The sequence below is a fragment of the Roseivirga seohaensis subsp. aquiponti genome (assembly GCF_001267955.1).
GTDB classification, from domain to species: domain Bacteria; phylum Bacteroidota; class Bacteroidia; order Cytophagales; family Cyclobacteriaceae; genus Roseivirga; species Roseivirga seohaensis.
In genome coordinates this window covers 91,098-108,610 of sequence record NZ_JSVA01000010.1, presented here as the reverse complement: position 1 = coordinate 108,610, position 17,513 = coordinate 91,098, and the positions used below count along the sequence as shown (strand labels likewise).

The 17,513-nt window shown below is 39.5% G+C and carries 17 protein-coding genes; 9 read left to right on the top strand and 8 right to left on the bottom strand.

Annotation, left to right across the window (positions count from 1 at the left end):
- Positions 1-29 precede the first annotated feature (29 nt).
- The gene (locus tag OB69_RS10005; RefSeq protein WP_053223587.1) at positions 30-536 is read left to right on the top strand and encodes a hypothetical protein; all 507 of its coding nucleotides are present in this window, start codon (positions 30-32) and stop codon (positions 534-536) included.
- A 1-nt stretch (position 537) separates the two neighbouring features.
- Here OB69_RS10005 and OB69_RS10000 read toward each other — a convergent pair whose 3' ends face one another.
- From OB69_RS10000 to OB69_RS09975, 6 genes are all read right to left on the bottom strand, one after another.
- Positions 538-2,895: a TonB-dependent receptor gene (locus OB69_RS10000; RefSeq protein ID WP_053223586.1), complete on the bottom strand. Its 2,358-nt coding sequence runs from the start codon at positions 2,893-2,895 to the stop codon at positions 538-540.
- Between the two features lie 9 nt (positions 2,896-2,904).
- Positions 2,905-3,612 carry an RluA family pseudouridine synthase gene (locus OB69_RS09995; protein WP_053223585.1) on the bottom strand — a complete coding sequence of 236 codons (708 nt, stop codon included), beginning with the start codon at positions 3,610-3,612 and terminating at the stop codon, positions 2,905-2,907.
- Positions 3,613-3,638: 26 nt separating this feature from the next.
- Positions 3,639-4,727 (bottom strand): sensor histidine kinase, encoded by a 1,089-nt coding sequence (locus OB69_RS09990; protein WP_053223584.1) that lies wholly within the window; start codon positions 4,725-4,727, stop codon positions 3,639-3,641.
- 2 nt (positions 4,728-4,729) lie between these two features.
- A complete protein-coding gene (locus tag OB69_RS09985) occupies positions 4,730-5,416 on the bottom strand; it encodes a response regulator transcription factor (protein ID WP_053223583.1) in 687 nt (228 codons plus the stop codon).
- Between the two features lie 82 nt (positions 5,417-5,498).
- The gene (locus OB69_RS09980; protein ID WP_053223582.1) at positions 5,499-6,308 is read right to left on the bottom strand and encodes a DUF3108 domain-containing protein; all 810 of its coding nucleotides are present in this window, start codon (positions 6,306-6,308) and stop codon (positions 5,499-5,501) included.
- Between the two features lie 47 nt (positions 6,309-6,355).
- Positions 6,356-7,390, bottom strand: coding sequence for an aminopeptidase (locus OB69_RS09975; RefSeq protein ID WP_053223581.1), 1,035 nt, complete (start codon positions 7,388-7,390; stop codon positions 6,356-6,358).
- Positions 7,391-7,499: 109 nt separating this feature from the next.
- Between OB69_RS09975 and recA the strand changes: the two genes are divergently transcribed.
- On the top strand, positions 7,500-8,528 hold the full coding sequence (recA, locus tag OB69_RS09970) for a recombinase RecA (protein ID WP_053223580.1): 1,029 nt from the start codon (positions 7,500-7,502) through the stop codon (positions 8,526-8,528).
- A 76-nt stretch (positions 8,529-8,604) separates the two neighbouring features.
- Here recA and OB69_RS09965 read toward each other — a convergent pair whose 3' ends face one another.
- Positions 8,605-9,849, bottom strand: coding sequence for an ABC transporter permease (locus OB69_RS09965; protein ID WP_053223579.1), 1,245 nt, complete (start codon positions 9,847-9,849; stop codon positions 8,605-8,607).
- 298 nt (positions 9,850-10,147) lie between these two features.
- Between OB69_RS09965 and queA the strand changes: the two genes are divergently transcribed.
- On the top strand, positions 10,148-11,194 hold the full coding sequence (gene queA, locus OB69_RS09960) for a tRNA preQ1(34) S-adenosylmethionine ribosyltransferase-isomerase QueA (RefSeq protein ID WP_053223578.1): 1,047 nt from the start codon (positions 10,148-10,150) through the stop codon (positions 11,192-11,194).
- A 66-nt stretch (positions 11,195-11,260) separates the two neighbouring features.
- Here the strand turns inward: queA and OB69_RS09955 are convergent, their stop codons facing one another.
- Positions 11,261-11,569, bottom strand: a complete 309-nt coding sequence (locus tag OB69_RS09955; protein ID WP_053223577.1) for a hypothetical protein — start codon at positions 11,567-11,569, stop codon at positions 11,261-11,263.
- A gap of 93 nt (positions 11,570-11,662) precedes the next feature.
- Between OB69_RS09955 and OB69_RS09950 the strand changes: the two genes are divergently transcribed.
- The 6 genes from OB69_RS09950 (at position 11,663) to OB69_RS09925 (ending at position 17,429) form a co-directional block, all read left to right on the top strand.
- Positions 11,663-12,328 carry a 2-C-methyl-D-erythritol 4-phosphate cytidylyltransferase gene (locus OB69_RS09950; protein ID WP_053223576.1) on the top strand — a complete coding sequence of 222 codons (666 nt, stop codon included), beginning with the start codon at positions 11,663-11,665 and terminating at the stop codon, positions 12,326-12,328.
- A 55-nt stretch (positions 12,329-12,383) separates the two neighbouring features.
- Positions 12,384-13,160: a 3-keto-disaccharide hydrolase gene (locus OB69_RS09945; protein ID WP_053223575.1), complete on the top strand. Its 777-nt coding sequence runs from the start codon at positions 12,384-12,386 to the stop codon at positions 13,158-13,160.
- Positions 13,161-13,192: 32 nt separating this feature from the next.
- Entirely contained in the window at positions 13,193-14,431 is a 1,239-nt protein-coding gene (locus tag OB69_RS09940; RefSeq protein ID WP_053223574.1) for a nucleoside permease, read from the top strand.
- Entirely contained in the window at positions 14,428-15,585 is a 1,158-nt protein-coding gene (locus tag OB69_RS09935; RefSeq protein WP_053223573.1) for a Gfo/Idh/MocA family protein, read from the top strand. Before OB69_RS09940 ends, OB69_RS09935 begins: the two co-directional genes overlap by 4 nt.
- Entirely contained in the window at positions 15,572-16,621 is a 1,050-nt protein-coding gene (locus tag OB69_RS09930; RefSeq protein ID WP_053223846.1) for a sugar phosphate isomerase/epimerase family protein, read from the top strand. Before OB69_RS09935 ends, OB69_RS09930 begins: the two co-directional genes overlap by 14 nt.
- Before the next feature lie 118 nt (positions 16,622-16,739).
- Complete coding sequence (locus OB69_RS09925; RefSeq protein WP_053223845.1) at positions 16,740-17,429, top strand: 3-keto-disaccharide hydrolase; 690 nt, start codon at positions 16,740-16,742, stop codon at positions 17,427-17,429.
- Positions 17,430-17,513: the final 84 nt, after the last annotated feature.

Genomic DNA, 17,513 nt, shown 5'->3' with positions numbered 1-17,513 from the left:
AACCAGTTTTTTTCTTTAATTGCAGGCCTATGAAAGCAAAATGGCCATTCCTTATAATATGCCTTTTACTTCTGTCTGAGGCAGCCTTTTCTCAAACCTACCTTGTAGTGAGAAAGAAAGGTTCGATGCGTAAATACGAGTACTTTGTAGGCTCTAAAATTGTGTATAAACAGAAGGGTCAAGAGGTATTCTTTACCGACCGAATTACGGAATTTGCAGACAGCACTTTAGTTTTAGAGAACAATATTCTTCATACAAGCCAAATTACAGAGATTGATGTAAGAGGTGCTGAATCTAATCGCTCAAAATTTCTAGGCGCATCTGAAACATTATTGCCTACCGTAGGAATTGGACTAATGGCCATTGATTTGTTCAATCATACCGTTGTAGACGGTCAAAAATTCTCTCTTGACCGCAGCACTACAACAACAGCAGGCATACTAATGCTCACGGGATATACCATGAAGATTGCTAGAAGAAAAAAAGTAAACCTCACCAATCCCAAGTTTGAAATCTATATTGTTGGGTTAAAATAGGCTAAAAGTCAATCACAATACCAAAAGTTGGAATTGTAGATCCGTTATTGGTATCGGGAATTTCAATCAGGTTTCGCGGCATAATCACTTCACCGTTATCGTCTAAATCAAGGCCGTATTGAGGAGATTGAGGCAATCTACTTCCCAACAGATTGGTTACTTCAATAAACAAGTTCAATGACCATTTACTGTAATTCCATTTCTTATCAATTCTTACATCCAAAGAATTGTAAGCCCTTAAACGTTCATTGCCAAGCCTATCGTAATCGTTTATAATAGTGGGATATGAATCTTCCGTTGCTTCTATATCTACAGGCACAAAAGGTGCTCTACCCAAAAAACGATTTCGGATTCCTAATTCCCAATTGTTATTAAGCTTATAGCCACCAGTAAAGGTCAATAAATGACGATTATCCCATAATGCTGGGCGATAACCCGAATCATTCAAGTCAGTATATTCACTCCAAAACAGGGTATAAGCCAAAATGCCGTAGAATCGTTTGTTCAGCTTTTGCTGATATAAAAACTCCGCACCATAAGCACGTCCCTTCCCGATGCTAGAAATATTTTCACTCCCAAACACCTCAAAGTCACCGCCCAAATTAGCCAAAGAAACTCCATCTCTGATGGATACAGGATAATTCGAATAGCGCTTGTAGAACCCTTCAATGGTAAATCGGGTAGATAGCCTTGGTAAATACTCCAAACCCAATACATAATGGTCTGTTTGAATGTAATCAGCATCTTGATTCACAAACTCACCTGCATTATTCTGGAAACCCAAAATGGTGTATGGAGGGATTTTAAAATAGCGCCCAGTGGCAGCGTTCAATGTGAATTTTTCTGACAAACGATAAGCTAAGGAAAGTCGAGGCGAAAGATGGGCTATGTTATTAAAGCCATTATCGGTAAACGAATCAGCATCATTCCTAATTCCAAATGAGGCTTCTAACTTATTGTTGAAGAATGCTTTAGCAGCTTGCACAAAAAGCCCATACTTAAAGAAGTCAATCTCAGAGTTAAAACTAAGCCCATTATCGTTGTCAAAAGTAGTGTTTTCATAAGCCGACTTTTGAAGGTTCAAGCCATAAGACAATGACCATTCTCCTAAAAACTTGGTGGCTTCAACCCTTAGTTTTTGTTCGGTTTCTCTAGAGTTATTACTGAACAATAAGCCCGTTTCGTTGATATTGTCTTGGTACCTCACAAAATCATTGTTCAATACATTTGCGCTTAACGTGGTTCTTAAAAAACCATTATTCATCTTGTGTTTCCAACTAAACCCTAAAGTTGAAGTCCATTGTTTGATGATGGCAATTTGATCTAAAGTAGCACGCTGTTCTTCAGTAATATCATCTGGAATATTTACGCTGAAATCATCAATGGAACCAACGCCTATCAATGATATTTCGTTCTTGTCATCAATTTTATGATCGACCTTGTATTGGTAATCCCAGTAATCGGGTAAAAACGGAAGGTCTATCAATTTGAAAAGGAACTGCAGGTAAGATCTTCTCGCAGAAATAATAAAGGTAGTTTTCGCTTGCTCATCTTCTTTTGGCAGTACCAATGGCCCTTCAAAAGTTAATGCGGCTTCGCTAGCACCAAGTCTAAAATTAAGGTTTCTGTTTCGCGAGTTTCCGTTACGCTGATTGAATTGTAGAACTCCAGAAAGGGCATTGTCATACTTGGCAGAAAACGAGCTAGTACTCAGCGTTACATCTTCTATAAACGACACATTGAGCAAACCTACCGGTCCACCAGCACTGCCTTGGGTGGCAAAATGATTGATATTAGGAATCTCAACTCCATCTAAATAATAGACGTTTTCGCTAGGTGCGCCTCCTCTAATAATAATATCGTTCCTGAAACCTACCGAACCAGAAACACCCGGTAAAGACTGAACTACTTTGGCTATATCGTTATTACCACCAGGGTATGTAGCTATCTCTTCCCTAGATAAATTCTGAATCGAATTTGGATTTTCTATTCTTGAAGGAAACGGACTGGCTGTAACCACCACTTCGCCCAATTCATCTTGAATCTCTTCAAGTTGAAAAATCAATTCGGCATTACCAGCAGAACGGACAATCACATTGAATTTAACCTGAGGTTGAAACCCCACAAACCGAGCCTCCACTTTATAGGTTTGCGTGGGCACCTTTTCTATTTTAAAAAAACCATTGGCGTCCGTAACTGCTCCCAAACTAGTTTCCGCTAAACTCACCGTTGCCCCAACTAAAGGCTGTTGGTCTTTAGCTGAATAAACGTAGCCCTGAAGTGTTGTTTGAGTTTGACCGAGGAGTTGAATAGAAAAACTTAATCCTAAAAGAAGGAAAGCAAAAAAACCTGATTTCATAATAATCTATTACCTGTATTTCTTCAGCTGTTTGTATAACACCTGCATATCCTTAGGGTAATCTGCTTTGACGGTAATTTGTTCAGAAAAATTATTGAAAGAGAGTGCGTAAGCATGAAGCGCGAAACGCTGTATAATTGGCCTTTCTTCCTCTTCCCTTTTTAAGTTGAATTTTTTCTTGAGCTGCGAAAGGTACAACGGCTTTCCACCATACATTTCGTCATTAATAATTGGTGCCTTCAGAGTGGCTAAATGTATTCTGATTTGGTGCATTCTACCAGTAATAGGCCTACACTCAATCAGTGAATTTGATTTGAAATTTTCAAGCGTGGTAAAATAGGTTTCCGCTTCCTTTCCCTTTTCTTTATTAATCACCACAATTCCTTTATCTAAAGGTAAAATAGATAACGCAACTCGCTCTTCCCTGAATTCTGTAAGTCCATCTACAAAAGCATGGTAAATCTTATTGATGTTTCTTTTCTCAAATTGAATAGAAGCATGCCGGTATGCTTCTGCACCTTTGGCCAGCAGTAAGCATCCAGAAGTATCTTTATCTAGTCTATGGCAAACAGAAAGGTGTTCTGAATAGTCCTTAGCAAGCTTTTGAACATTCTTTGGGTCATTCCGATCATCAAGTGAAGCCATATGTGCTGGCTTATTAATTACCAAAAAATGATCGTTTTCGTAGCAGATTAAATCTTCAAATTTAATTTTCATGGATGGGTAAAGTCTGAATAATGGAATTAATCCTCAGACTCGAATTCGTCATCATCTGTCGAATCTAAGTCTTCTTCTTTCGACAAAGGTAATTTAAAACTGAATGTAGAACCCTTACCAAAGGTACTAATCACCGATACCTTAGAATTGTGGGCTTCCATAATGTGTTTCACAATAGCCAAACCTAACCCTGTACCGCCTTTTCTTCCTTTAGATCGACTTTTTTCTACCCTAAAAAAGCGCTCAAAAACTCTCCCTAAATCTTCTGGTGGAATTCCCATTCCAGTATCTTTTACCGATACGGTTACATGACCGCCCGAAGAAACTGTAAAACCAAGGATTATGTCGCCCTCATCTGTGTATTTATTGGCATTCGACACTAAGTTGGTCAGTACACGGTAAATCTTTTCAGAATCGGCATATACGAAAATCGGATGGTTGTATTCTTGATCGAAACCAATGTACAGGCCCTTCCTTTCTACTTTGTTTTCAAACTGATCTAAAACCTCATTGGCCATTTCAACAATATCGAAATGCTCAAAGTGCATTTTAGTTTCACCCAGTTCAATTTGCGAGAGTGTTAGCAGGTCGTGTATCAGCGCATCTAGGCTATCTAGGCTTTTTGCAGCCCTTTTCAAGAACTTAATTCTTACTTTGCTGTCGTCAATGGCGCCATCCAAAAGCGTATGAACAAAACCTTGGGCAGCAAATACTGGAGTCTTCAGTTCGTGACTTACATCTGCCAAAAATTCTCTTCTAAATGCCTCAACTTTTTTCAGTTCTTCAATTTCGCGCTGACGACCCGCAGCATAAGTATAAATCTCTTGGTTTATTCTTTTTAGCGGATTAAGGTACTTGCGCTCTTCTTCGTCTTCAATAAAGGAAAAGTTTTTCTTACGGATTTTATTGAGCACCTCATAAATTTTACTGATTTCTCTAAAAACCAAAAACTCAAAAGTTATGTAGGCAAAAATATAGGTGGCCGCAAAAGAAATCAGGCCCCCAATAATGAGCGCCTGAACTGGTGTTCCGGAAACTAAAGACAGAAACGCTGTGGTAATAAGCCCCACAACGAAAGCCAAAAGCAATGCAACTGCCTTAGAGTTAAAAAGCATTTTTAATTAGATTCAAACTTATAACCCACCCCTTTAACAGTAGTGATATAACCATCTCCAATTTTCTCGCGCACCTTTCTAATGTGTACATCTACCGTTCTGGCCAATACATAAACATCGGTTCCCCAAATGTTCTGCAATAAATCATCACGGCTGAAAACTTTGTTTGGATTTTGAGCAAGGAAATAGAGCAATTCGAATTCCTTTTTTGGAAGGGTAAATTGATTGTCTAATATAGTTACTGTATAACTGGTTTTATCGATTGTAAGATCACCAATAGAAACTTTTGGAATAGACTTTCCTTTTTTCTCCTTTCTAAAATGAGCGCTAATACGACTCATTAAAGCACGAGGCTTAATTGGCTTGGTAATGTAATCGTCAGCGCCTGCATCAAATGCCGCTACTTCAGAATACTCCTCTGCCCTAGCTGTCAAAAAAGTAATATGAGCATTTACCATTTCTGGTAACTCTCTAATTTGTCGACAAGTTTCAACTCCATCTTGGTTGGGCATCATAATGTCTAACAAAACCAATTCTGGCTGAAATGTTTTTGCTATTTGCACTCCCTTTTTGCCGTCTTCAGCTACTTTTACTTCGTAGCCCTCTTTTACAAGGTTGTATTTAAGTAGTTCAAGGATATCCGGATCATCGTCTACCACAAGCACTCGGTGGTTTTGCTTAGCACCCATAATTCAAAAATTAGTATTTACCTCAGTTCGATATGAGCAAATATATCTAAAAAAAAAGAGCCCAATCTCAAAAAAAGCAGATTTACTGAACAATTGACAAAGGATGTCGCAGGTTCTTTACACTCTTTACGTCTACTTCTAAATAGCCAACGAATATTTTGGCCTGAAACTTTAATGGGATTTTATTATAGTCATCCGACAGCCAAACCTTCAAAGTGTTATCTTCTTCAAACAGCCCATCCTTTTTCATTATGGGGACAAGGATCAAAGCATTTACTTTTCCTAGTTTGGTTTTCACCACTTCCCTACCCATAAATTTGATACTAAAGGGTTTTTCCTTGTCATCAAAAAACGTGTTTATGGTAATAATTTCACCTACTTTGATTTTATCAAAATCAATCATCCGTAAATAATAGTAACCACTCACCATGTCTTGCATTTCATCAGTGGTCATATCGTGCTCAATTTTTTCTTTGAGCTGCCTGCTCTCTTTCTCAAGCTTAGCAACGGTCACTTTTTTATCACTCTGATCGAAATAAAGAATCTCGTTTTTACGGAATCGGCCTTCAGAAATATAGCGGTAGAATTGATGCGGTACGAAACGGGCGGTATCGAAGTAAGTGCCCCAATTATCGCGCACAGGAGAAAAGAAATCAAAAATACCCGATGTATTGGCAAAGACATCTATTTTGAAAGTTGGCCTGCCCTTCATTGTATAAATTATGTCACTCACTTTTAGCTGCGCCTCTGCTGCTTTTATAAAGCCTACTGTAGCTTTTAATTCGATTTCTTCACCCGAATTAAAGGGCTTTTCTTTAGCCAAAGGATACCCCTGGGCGGCTAACTGTAAAGAAAAAGTGGTTAAGAAAAGTATTAATAGAAAGTGCTTCATTATATATTTTATACTCTCTTTGACAAAGGCCATACCAAAAACTCTAATTACAGTGAAGGATACTTTGATTTAAGGTACTCAAGATAACGTTTTAAATCACCCTTGTACTTCAAATTTAATTCGTCTTGCAACACTTGTTGCTGCGAATTATACCTTAAATAAGACATGAAAAAGGTGTTATTAGGCACATATGTCTCGAAAAAGCCTTTATATACTTCCGATTTAAAACCCAGTGTATCAAAGTTGGTTCTAATCTGATCAATTTTATTTTTCTTGAGCTCTTTTTTCTCAGAAGCCGGCAACTCTTTAATGGAAGTATAAAGAGAGTCAAGCGCTTTTGCAGCCTTTAGAATATACGCTTTAAAGAGTTCTTCGTCTGCAATTTCACTTTGATATTGACTTACCTCAGGAGAATTCTTTCCATATTTTGAACTGAGATACATTATTGCACCTCTATCACCAATAAACGAGGCTAAGTTTTCATTAAAAGTAACCGAGTCTTTAACGAACAAGGTACCGTGTGTAAGTTCATGAATTAATAAACTGGCCAAATCACCTTCCGATCGATTTAACATGTTTGAAAGAATGGGATCTTTAAACCAGCCCAAGGTTGACCAACCTCCTGCAGTTCTCACACCAACATCTAAACTATCTTTCGCTTTAATTTCATTGGCCAAGTCCACTGCTTTTTGTCGGTCGAAAAAGCCCTTATAGGGAAAACTACCTACAATTGGGAACTTCCATGTTTTAGGTGTGAAACTGTAAGGGGCGCAAGCGGTAACCACATACATAGACGCCTTTCCTTGCTGGTCGAATATTTCGGTATAGTTTTCTGAGTAATTGATTCCAAGGGAATCGAAAGCGAAAGACCTAATTTGATTTACCAAAAGTGCCTTCTGCCTAAGGGAGTCAGGGGTTTGTGGATTTTCAATAAATTCATCGAGTGGAACAGTGTTATTTACTACATGTAATTGGCCTTTCAATTGAAATAAGCCATATCTGATCAACTGAAAATTCCATACACAAAAAACGATGATCAATGTGATCACTCCTAAACCAATCCTTTTTAGCCACTTCTTCATACCAAATAATCATACGAAAATAAGCCTTATTTATTAAAAAGTTGGGTTGTGAATTGAAAGCATTCCCACTATCTTCACAAACTATTCTGAACAAAATACCCAATCAATAATGAGTGATAAGTCTGAAAAATTAAAAGCATTACAGTTAACCATAGATAAACTCGAGAAGTCATACGGGAAGGGTGCTGTAATGAAACTGAGTGATGAAAAAGTGGTTGATTTACCTTCTATTTCAACTGGTTCGTTGGGGCTAGATATAGCCCTTGGCATTGGAGGAATTCCTCGTGGTAGAGTAGTTGAAGTATATGGCCCAGAATCGTCTGGTAAAACTACACTTTCAATGCACTGCATTGCAGAAGCACAAAAAAAAGGAGGACTTGCGGCTTTTATTGACGCAGAACATGCTTTTGATAAAGTTTATGCTGAAAAGCTAGGCATTGATACTGAAAACCTACTGATTTCGCAGCCAGATAATGGAGAGCAAGCTTTAGAAATTGCTGAACACCTTATTCGTTCTGGCGCTATAGATATCATTGTTATTGACTCTGTGGCCGCTTTGGTTCCTAAGGCAGAACTTGAAGGCGAAATGGGCGATAGCAAAATGGGGCTACAAGCCAGATTGATGTCTCAAGCATTACGAAAGCTAACGGGAGCAATTAACAAAACAGGCTGTTGCTGTATTTTCATTAACCAATTAAGAGAGAAAATTGGAGTAATGTTTGGAAACCCAGAAACGACTACGGGTGGTAACGCGCTTAAATTCTATGCTTCTGTAAGACTTGATATTAGAAGAATTGGGCAGATTAAAGAAAGTGCCGATAATATTCTGGGAAACAGAACGAGGGTTAAGGTAGTGAAGAACAAAGTAGCGCCTCCGTTTAAGGTAGTAGAATTCGATATCATGTACGGCCAAGGAATTTCTAAGGCTGGTGAGATTATCGACATAGGCGTAGAAATGGAGATTGTGAAAAAGGCAGGCTCTTGGTTCTCTTATAATGGAGAAAAACTTGGCCAAGGCCGTGACTCTGTTAAAGCCTTAATTGAGGATAATCCGGAGTTAATGGACGAGCTTGAAAGAAAAATTAAAGCCAGAATCAATGGTGAAGATATAGAGGAAACTGCTCCAGCAAAAAAATAACATCTGAAAACTAAAAGTAAAAAGGCCGAACTGCATCTTGCAATTCGGCCTTTTTTATATCTCAATTTTCAGGAAGTTAACTAGCCCTCATTGCTTCTACAGGGTCTAATCTAGCTGCTTTAGCAGATGGCACAATACCAGACACCACACCAATAACAGACGACACCACTACGCCAAGCAGTATATTTTTAAAGCTTAGAGCAATTTCCAATCCGCCAGTTGGAATAAAGGTGAGCAGGTAGACAATTAAAACCCCCGTGACCCCTCCAATCAGACAGAGGAAAATGGCTTCAAACAGAAATTGAAAAAGAATAAAATAGTTCTTTGCTCCCAATGACTTCTGAATACCAATTATTTTGGTTCGTTCTTGCACGGAAACAAACATAATATTCATAATACCAAAGCCTCCTACCAAAATTGAGAAACCACCGATAATCCAGCCGGCATACCCCACAATATCAAATACTTGACCGATAGCATCGGCAATGGCTTCCGGCCTGTTTAACGCAAAATTAGATTCTTCTTTCGGCTTTAAACCTCTTACTTTTCTTAGCATTCCCTCCATTTCATTCTGAAGTTCAACTAAGCCAATATCTTCTACATAACCCTTCGCAGCAATTGTTGGGCTCACTCCAAACCTACCCACGTAAAACATTTTGGTAAACATTTTATAAGGAATGTAAATTCTTTCATCGCTACTAGGCGTACCCAAAAGGCTTTTCCCTTCCTTGGCCAATACACCAATTACCACCAATTTCTGACCGCGAGTGGTAATGCTCTTACCAATTGGAGATTCATAAGGGAATAGTGATTTTGCCACTTCATCTCCGATAATAGTTACATTCCGCCCTCCTTCAATCTCCTGAGAAGTAAAATAGCGTCCATTTAGAATATCAACTTCATATACATCCTTGTATTCGTTGCTAATTCCAAAGATGCTAATCCCATTGATACTGCTACTCTTATATTTCATGGTGCTACTTCGTGTACCATAAAAGGTAACATGGCTCGCGTTCTTTAAATTTGATTTTAAAAACTCGAACTCATCATAAGTGTTTGATGGTCTTCTAAAATAGACATAGAACGGAACGTTAGGGTCACGTTCCACAAAACTCATTTTATCTACACTCACTACATTCGAACCCAAAAAGGAGAAACTGTCCTTAATATTTTTCTCTAGAGAATCTACTACTGTAAACACCGCAATAATGAGCATGATACCAATAGTGACCCCCAATAGAGAGAGCATTGTTCTAAGTAAGTTGGTCGACAGTACTTGCCAAGCAAACCTAATGCTTTCCCCAAGCAGCTTTAAAAACATTCCCACGTGTTGCTTATTTTAAATGAGTGACTTCTGTTTTTCTTAACAAACGCAAAGAATCGAAAAAAGTAAACAGCTATCAACGCATTTTGGTTAAAAAGATCATTCTTGTTAGTGATCGGACATTTGTGCGCCTGAATGGCCAGACCTATTTGAGCAAAAGCAAAAAGAGCTAGTTGCTTCTCGGTCGTATATACGGTTACGTAATTATATACAGTCCTCACCTATGACACTCAGCCATTTATTATTATCTTTGCCAGCTATTTGAAAAAACGCAATTAACGCTAGTATATAAAGAATGAAGTTATCAGCATTTAAATTCGATCTTTCTGAAGATAAGATTGCAAAGTATCCTACCGAAAACAGAGACGAATCAAAATTAATGGTTTTGCACCGCGATACGGGAGAGATTGAGCACAAGATGTTCAAGGATATTGTGGACTATTTTGACGAAGGTGATGTGCTGGTGAACAACGACACCAAAGTTTTTCCTGCTCGTCTTTATGGCCAAAAAGAAAAAACAGGGGCTAAAATTGAGGTTTTCTTGCTTAGAGAGCTTAATCAAGAAATGCACCTATGGGATGTTCTTGTAGATCCTGCTAGAAAAATACGAGTAGGTAATAAACTCTATTTTGGCGAGGGCGAATTAGTGGCCGAAGTAATCGACAACACCACTTCGAGAGGTAGAACAATTCGTTTCCTTTTTGATGGAACTGATGAAGAGTTTTATAAAACCATCGACACTTTAGGCGAAACACCGCTTCCTAGAACTATTCCGAGAGAAACAGAACCTGAAGACAGAGAGCGTTTTCAGACAATATATGCTAAGAATATAGGTGCGGTAGCGGCTCCAGTAGCAGGCTTGCACTTTACAAAACAAGTAATGAAGCGCTTAGAAATTAAAGGTGTTGACATTGCTTCAATAACACTCCATATTGGTTTAGGCACTTTCCGTCAGGTTGATGTTGAAGACCTTACCAAACACAAAATGGATTCTGAAAACTATACTATCCTTCAATCTACAGCCGATGCGGTAAACAAGGCTTTAGACAATAAGAAAAGGGTATGTTCTGTAGGAACAACATCTATGCGTGCTTTAGAATCGTCTGTTTCTGCTGGTGGCCGATTGAAAGCCAACGAAGCTTGGACAGACAAATTCATTTTTCCTGAATATGAATTTAAAATCTGTAACGCTTTGATTACAAACTTCCATTTGCCAGAATCTACTTTGCTAATGCAGGCAGCCGCTTTTGGAGGGTATGAAAAAACAATGAACGCCTACAAAGTAGCTCAAAAAGAAGGGTATAGATTCTTCAGCTATGGCGATGCCATGTTGATTATCTGATTTTGTAGACTTTAGGTTTTAGACAAAAGCCTTCTCTGGTATTATACTAGGGAAGGCTTTTTGGTTTTAGAAGAGCTTGTCGATTTCGGTTTGCTGTTTTTCGAATGTATCGAGTTCAACTTTATATTTATTAAGCTGGTAGTTGGTTCTGCCAAAGCGAATAATTGTCATTAGAAAAGCCACTACTGCTCCCTTACCCATGGTTGCCAGTAACTCATCAATGGTGTGACCTTCCATAGTAAAACCGTAGAAAGCATATTCTACGACACCAAACACCAAAGCAAAAACAAGAGTAAATACTACCAATTGCAAAGGCCATTTGCCCTTCTGCCTTTTCTCTAAAAGTAACTGGCGAAGCTTTTTATCTGAGATCATATTCACAAAATTCTACCCTGAATGAGTCTATAAATACAGAGATAAACATTTCTGAGGTAATGAACAATTAATTCGTTTTCGTAAATTTCGTTCATGCAAAAATACGTCATCATAGTAGCTGGGGGTAGTGGTACCCGAATGAAGTCTGATATTCCTAAACAGTTTATTGAGATTGGTGGCAAGCCCATTCTGATGCACACCATTGAGGCTTACATTGAGGCCTTTGCAAGTTTAAAGTTGATTTTGGTTCTGCCCGAAATTCAAATACCATTTTGGAGAGGGCTTTGCGAAAAGCATAAATTCACTATTAAGCATCAAATTGTAAATGGTGGCAATAGCCGATTTCAATCTGTAAAAAATGGGCTCAACGCCATTCACGGTAATGGCTTGGTAGCGATTCATGATGGTGTCCGACCTTTTGTTTCTACCGAAATCATTAAAGAATCTTTCAAAGTAGCCGCAGATAAAGGAAATGCCGTAACCAGTGTTCCGCTGAAAGACTCCATTCGATTTATCGAAGGTGAAAACAACAAGGTTGTCGACAGAAGTCAATTCCAGCTTATTCAAACCCCTCAAACTTTTCAGATTCAACTGATTAAAAAGGCTTTCGAAGTAAAAGAAAACCACACATTTACCGATGATGCCTCAGTATTAGAACACATGGGTGAAAAAATCAATTTGATTGAGGGAGACTATAAGAACATCAAAATAACCACCGCTGAAGATTTAATTATGGCAAACGCCATTCTGAAAGCATAATATTCAGTTGAATTGGTGTAGAAAATCATTAACTTATTGGCTTAATTTTTTCGATGTGAAGCACCTTCAACTAACACTTATACTCGCCATTATTGTCATCGCATCTTCTTGCCAAAAAGAAGAAGAATGGATAGAGTTATTCAACGGTAAAGATTTAACAGGCTGGACACCCAAAATCCGAGGTTACGAGGCTGGAGACAATTTCGGAAATACTTTTAGGATAGAGGACGGAATGATTACCGTGGCCTACGATGAATATGATACTTTTAATAATCGGTATGGCGTACTGTTCTATGAAAAGCCATTTTCAAAGTATTTATTACATATCGAATACCGATTTATTGGTGAGCAAGCCAATGGCGGAGAAGGTTGGGCCACCAGAAACAGCGGTGTAATGCTCCACTCTCAATCTGCCGAAAGTATGGGCCTGAATCAGGACTTCCCGATTTCTTTAGAAGCTCAGTTTTTAGGTGGCTTAGGCAATGGCCCTCGTCCAACCGGCAACCTTTGCACTCCTGGTACTCATGTAGAAATGGGCGGCAAACTGATTACCCGACATTGCCAAACCATTGAAGGCCCCACATTTGATGGCGACCAATGGGTTAGCATTGACTTGCTGGTGATGGGCGATGAATACATTGCGCATATTGTGGAAGGCGACACAGTCATTCAATACTCAAAGCCCATTGTAGGCGATGGAATGGTGACTGGCTTTAAACCAGAAGCAAAAATAAATGACACACCACTGACCAAGGGTTATATCGCGCTACAAAGCGAAAGTCACCCTATTCAATTCAGGAAAGTGAGCATTAAAGATTTATCGAAAGATTAATACCTTGTACTACTCAATCTAATTTACCAACTATGAATACAAGCAATTCTGGCATCACCACACGCCTCAGCGTTATGATGTTTCTACAATTTTTTATTTGGGGCGGCTGGTTTGTTACCCTTGGCACTTTTTTAGGCAATAATATTAATGCCACAGATGGCCAAATTGCCCAAGCTTTTTCAACTCAATCTTGGGGGGCAATTATCGCTCCTTTCATTATCGGTTTAATAGCAGACCGGTATTTTAATGCGGAAAAAATTCTAGGCCTATTACACTTAGCAGGAGCCGTATTGATGTATTTAATGGCAGAAACGACCGAATTCGAAGTATTCTATCCTTATGTGCTCGGTTATATGGTGTTATATATGCCCACATTGGCTTTGGTAAACTCAGTGGCCTTTAGAACTATGACCGACCCTTCAAAGCAATTCTCTAGAATTAGAGTATGGGGAACAATTGGGTGGGTTTTAGCTGGACTCGTAATTAGCTTTGTGTTTTCTTGGGATTCTCAAGAAGCAATTGCTGAAGGTATGTTGAAAAACACATTTCTTATGACAGCAATCGCATCGGCCATTTTGGGAGTATTCAGTTTTACATTACCTAAAACGCCTCCGCGTGTAGAAAAAGGTGAGAAAATCACACTAAAAGAAATTCTCGGACTAGATGCACTTAAGCTTTTAACAAATAAGAACTTCGCTGTATTCTTCTTTTCTTCTGTGCTTATCTGTATTCCACTGGCCTTCTATTATCAAAACGCCAATCCGTTTCTGGCCGAAATTGGAGTAAGTAACCCAACGGGAAAAATGACCATTGGCCAAATTTCAGAAGTGTTGTTTATGCTCTTGCTTCCTATTTTCCTTAAAAAATACGGCATCAAAAAGACCCTCCTTTTCGGTATGTTAGCTTGGGCGCTACGCTATGTATTGTTTGCTTTTGGTAACGCAGATGAGCTTGTTTTCATGCTGATTACTGGAATTGCCTTACATGGTATTTGCTACGACTTCTTCTTTGTTTCAGGTCAAATTTATACCGATTCAAAAGCCGGAGAGAAATTCAAAAGTTCTGCCCAAGGCCTTATTACTTTGGCTACTTATGGCGTAGGTATGTTGATCGGATTTTGGGTAGCGGGCCAAATTTCTCAATTCTATACTGTTGGCGATGTGCATGAGTGGAAGAATATCTGGCTATTGCCAGCAGGCTTTGCCGTATTGGTATTCTTGATTTTTGCGGCCACTTTCAAAAACGAAGAAATACACTACGAAGAAAAATGAGTCAAAACAAAATCAAACTAGGCATGATTGGGGGTGGCAGCAGCTCTTTTATCGGCCTTACGCATCGAATAGCGGCTGCTATGGGTGAAAATTTCACTCTAGTTGGAGGCGCTTTCGAAAGAGACCATAATAAGGCACTGGATTTTGCCAAAACCTTAGGGCTTGATTTGTCAAGGTGCTATGCAAATATTGACGACTTTATTGCGGGTGAAAACGCCTTACCAAAGCCTGAGAGAATTGAAGTAGTAGTAATTGTTACGCCCAACTTCCTTCACTACAGCATGGCCAAGCAATTAATTCAAGCGGGCTTTCACGTTATTTGCGAAAAACCAGTAACCAATACTGCTGCGGAATCCATTGAGTTAGAGCAGTTGGTCAACAAACACAAAGTAGTTTTTGCCCTAACGCATACCTATACGGGCTACCCCATGGTGCGCCAAATGAAAACCATGATTGCTGAAGGCATGATTGGTGACATTCAAAAAGTAGATGCGCAATATTACCAAGGTTGGATCAACCCTGTGATTCACGATAAAGAAAAGCGCAAAAGCGTTTGGCGATTAGACCCCGAAAAAGCGGGACAAAGTTGCTGCATGGGCGATATTGGCGTACACGCTTTCAACATGATTGAATACACCACAGGTTTAAAAACCACCAAAGTACTTTCTGACTTAAGCACACTCTACAACGACAACCCTTTAGATATTGACGGAACGGCTTTGTTGCGTTTTGAAAATGGAATTCGAGGTATTGTTAGGGCTAGTCAGATTGCTACGGGGGAAGAAAACAATCTCAAAATTGCGGTTTACGGTCGAAAAGGAGCGCTGAAATGGGAGCAAGAAAACCCCAATTACCTTTACTTCTTACAAGAAGACAAGCCCGTTCAGGTTTTCAAACCGGGTCATGTTTATAATAGTGATTTCGCCAAAGAAAGCACAAAAATGGCGTCTGGCCACCCAGAAGGAATTTTTGATTCTATGGCCAATATTTACAACGGAGCAGCAAAAGCCATTCGAGCTGAGGCATATCAAAAAGGTGCTTTCCCTACGATTCATGATGGCGTAAGAGGAATGAAATTTATAGAAGCGGTTTTAGAATCTACCCAAAACGGAAATAGTTGGACAGAAATAGTGGATGAGCATGAAGACAATTAAAGGACCCGCCATTTTTTTGGCACAGTTTGCAGACGATAAAGCCCCTTTCAATTCTTTAGATAGCATTGCGAAATGGGCGAGTGGTTTAGGCTATAAGGCCGTTCAAATTCCTACTTGGGATGCTCGCTTAATTGACCTTGACAAAGCTGCCGAAAGCAAAACCTATTGTGACGAACTGAAAGGTACTTTGGCCAACTATGGTTTAGAAGTCAGTGAACTCTCTACTCACCTGCAAGGGCAATTGGTGGCCGTTCACCCTGCCTATGAAGAGCTCTTTAAGGGTTTTGCCCCAAAAGGAATGAATGCCAAACAACGAAATGTTTGGGCGATTGACCAAGTAAAAAAAGCGGCTGTCGCTTCTAAGAATTTAGGTTTAAAAGTTCATGCTTCGTTTTCAGGCGCATTGCTTTGGCCTTATTTCTACAATTGGCCGCAACGTCCTGCTGGTTTAATCGAAAAAGGCTTTTCTGAATTGGCCAACAGATGGCTTCCCATCTTAAATCATTTTGATGAAAACGGAGTCGATCTTTGCTATGAAGTGCATGCAGGTGAAGACCTTCACGATGGCATCAGCTTCGAAATGTTTTACGAGGCTACTGGCAAACACAATCGTGTTAAAATGCTTTACGATCCTTCCCATTTTGTACTTCAGCAGTTGGATTACTTGACTTACATCGACCATTACCACGAGTTCATTGGTATGTTCCATGTAAAAGATGCCGAGTTTAATCCAACAGGAAAATCGGGAGTTTATGGCGGCTATCAAGATTGGCGAGAACGACCAGGACGGTTCCGTTCGATTGGCGATGGACAAGCAGATTTCCAAAGCATTTTCTCAAAACTAACTCAACACGGCTATGATGGCTGGGCAGTATTAGAATGGGAATGCTGCATAAAATCGCCTGAGCAGGGCGCAAGAGAAGGTGCTCAATACATTGATCAATTTATTATTGAAGCCACAGAAAAGAACTTTGATGACTTTGCTGATGCTGGCATTAGCAATGAAGAATTTAAAAAACTATTAGGTCTAGACTAACATGAAAAAAACCCAAACCAACGCTCCTTATCCTATTTTGGCTTTTTCTCAAAAATGGATTACCAAAGCATTTGTAGGAACACAAGCCCTTGCAGTGATTATCTTTTTACTGACACAAATGTCGGCTTCTGCGCAAATCACCGACCCAAAAGCCACAGAAGTGTGGGAACCCGTTCCACAAAAAGTAAACCCTGCAAAAAATGGAGGCGCTCCTTCCGATGCCATTGTGCTTTTTGATGGCTCAAACCTCAATGCATGGAAGTCTCGCAACGAAGATAAACCAGCAGGCTGGAAAGTAGAAAACGGTTACATGGAAGTAGCAAGGGGCGCTGGTGACATTATGACCAAAAAGGCGTTTGGCGATATTCAATTACATCTAGAGTGGAGTGCTCCTACTGAAATAGTAGGTGAAGGCCAAGGCCGAGGGAATTCTGGAGTTTTCTTACAGGAGCGCTACGAGGTGCAAATTTTAGACAGTTATGTAAGCAAAACCTATTCAAATGGGCAGGCTGGTTCAATTTACAAACAGAGCATACCGTTGGTAAATGCTACTGCAGCCCCAGGCGAATGGAATGTTTACGATATTATCTACAAAGCTCCTCAATTCAATATAGACGGAATAAAAGTAGCGGATGGATATGTAACCGTTATCCATAATGGAGTTGTAATCCAAAACCATCAAAGACTTTTGGGCACTACAGAATACATTGGTTTTCCTAAAAACCCAGCCCATGGCGATGGCGCTATTATTCTGCAAGACCATGGTAACCCAGTGAGGTTCCGAAATATTTGGTTGAGGGAGCTATAAAAAAAGTGAGGGCATCTTCGGTAGAAAATGCCCTCTGATTGATTGGTTGAGGATGTCCTGTCAAACACCTCGGCTCCCTATTCT

Excerpts from the sequence above, each read along its gene's own strand:
- OB69_RS10005 (WP_053223587.1), top strand. The coding sequence starts at position 30 with ATGAAAGCAAAATGGCCATTCCTTATAATATGCCTTTTACTTCTGTCT.
- OB69_RS10000 (WP_053223586.1), bottom strand. The coding sequence starts at position 2,895 with ATGAAATCAGGTTTTTTTGCTTTCCTTCTTTTAGGATTAAGTTTTTCT.
- OB69_RS09995 (WP_053223585.1), bottom strand. The coding sequence starts at position 3,612 with ATGAAAATTAAATTTGAAGATTTAATCTGCTACGAAAACGATCATTTT.
- OB69_RS09990 (WP_053223584.1), bottom strand. The coding sequence starts at position 4,727 with ATGCTTTTTAACTCTAAGGCAGTTGCATTGCTTTTGGCTTTCGTTGTG.
- OB69_RS09985 (WP_053223583.1), bottom strand. The coding sequence starts at position 5,416 with ATGGGTGCTAAGCAAAACCACCGAGTGCTTGTGGTAGACGATGATCCG.
- OB69_RS09980 (WP_053223582.1), bottom strand. The coding sequence starts at position 6,308 with ATGAAGCACTTTCTATTAATACTTTTCTTAACCACTTTTTCTTTACAG.
- OB69_RS09975 (WP_053223581.1), bottom strand. The coding sequence starts at position 7,390 with ATGAAGAAGTGGCTAAAAAGGATTGGTTTAGGAGTGATCACATTGATC.
- recA (WP_053223580.1), top strand. The coding sequence starts at position 7,500 with ATGAGTGATAAGTCTGAAAAATTAAAAGCATTACAGTTAACCATAGAT.
- OB69_RS09965 (WP_053223579.1), bottom strand. The coding sequence starts at position 9,849 with ATGTTTTTAAAGCTGCTTGGGGAAAGCATTAGGTTTGCTTGGCAAGTA.
- queA (WP_053223578.1), top strand. The coding sequence starts at position 10,148 with ATGAAGTTATCAGCATTTAAATTCGATCTTTCTGAAGATAAGATTGCA.
- OB69_RS09955 (WP_053223577.1), bottom strand. The coding sequence starts at position 11,569 with ATGATCTCAGATAAAAAGCTTCGCCAGTTACTTTTAGAGAAAAGGCAG.
- OB69_RS09950 (WP_053223576.1), top strand. The coding sequence starts at position 11,663 with ATGCAAAAATACGTCATCATAGTAGCTGGGGGTAGTGGTACCCGAATG.
- OB69_RS09940 (WP_053223574.1), top strand. The coding sequence starts at position 13,193 with ATGAATACAAGCAATTCTGGCATCACCACACGCCTCAGCGTTATGATG.
- OB69_RS09935 (WP_053223573.1), top strand. The coding sequence starts at position 14,428 with ATGAGTCAAAACAAAATCAAACTAGGCATGATTGGGGGTGGCAGCAGC.
- OB69_RS09930 (WP_053223846.1), top strand. The coding sequence starts at position 15,572 with ATGAAGACAATTAAAGGACCCGCCATTTTTTTGGCACAGTTTGCAGAC.
- OB69_RS09925 (WP_053223845.1), top strand. The coding sequence starts at position 16,740 with ATGTCGGCTTCTGCGCAAATCACCGACCCAAAAGCCACAGAAGTGTGG.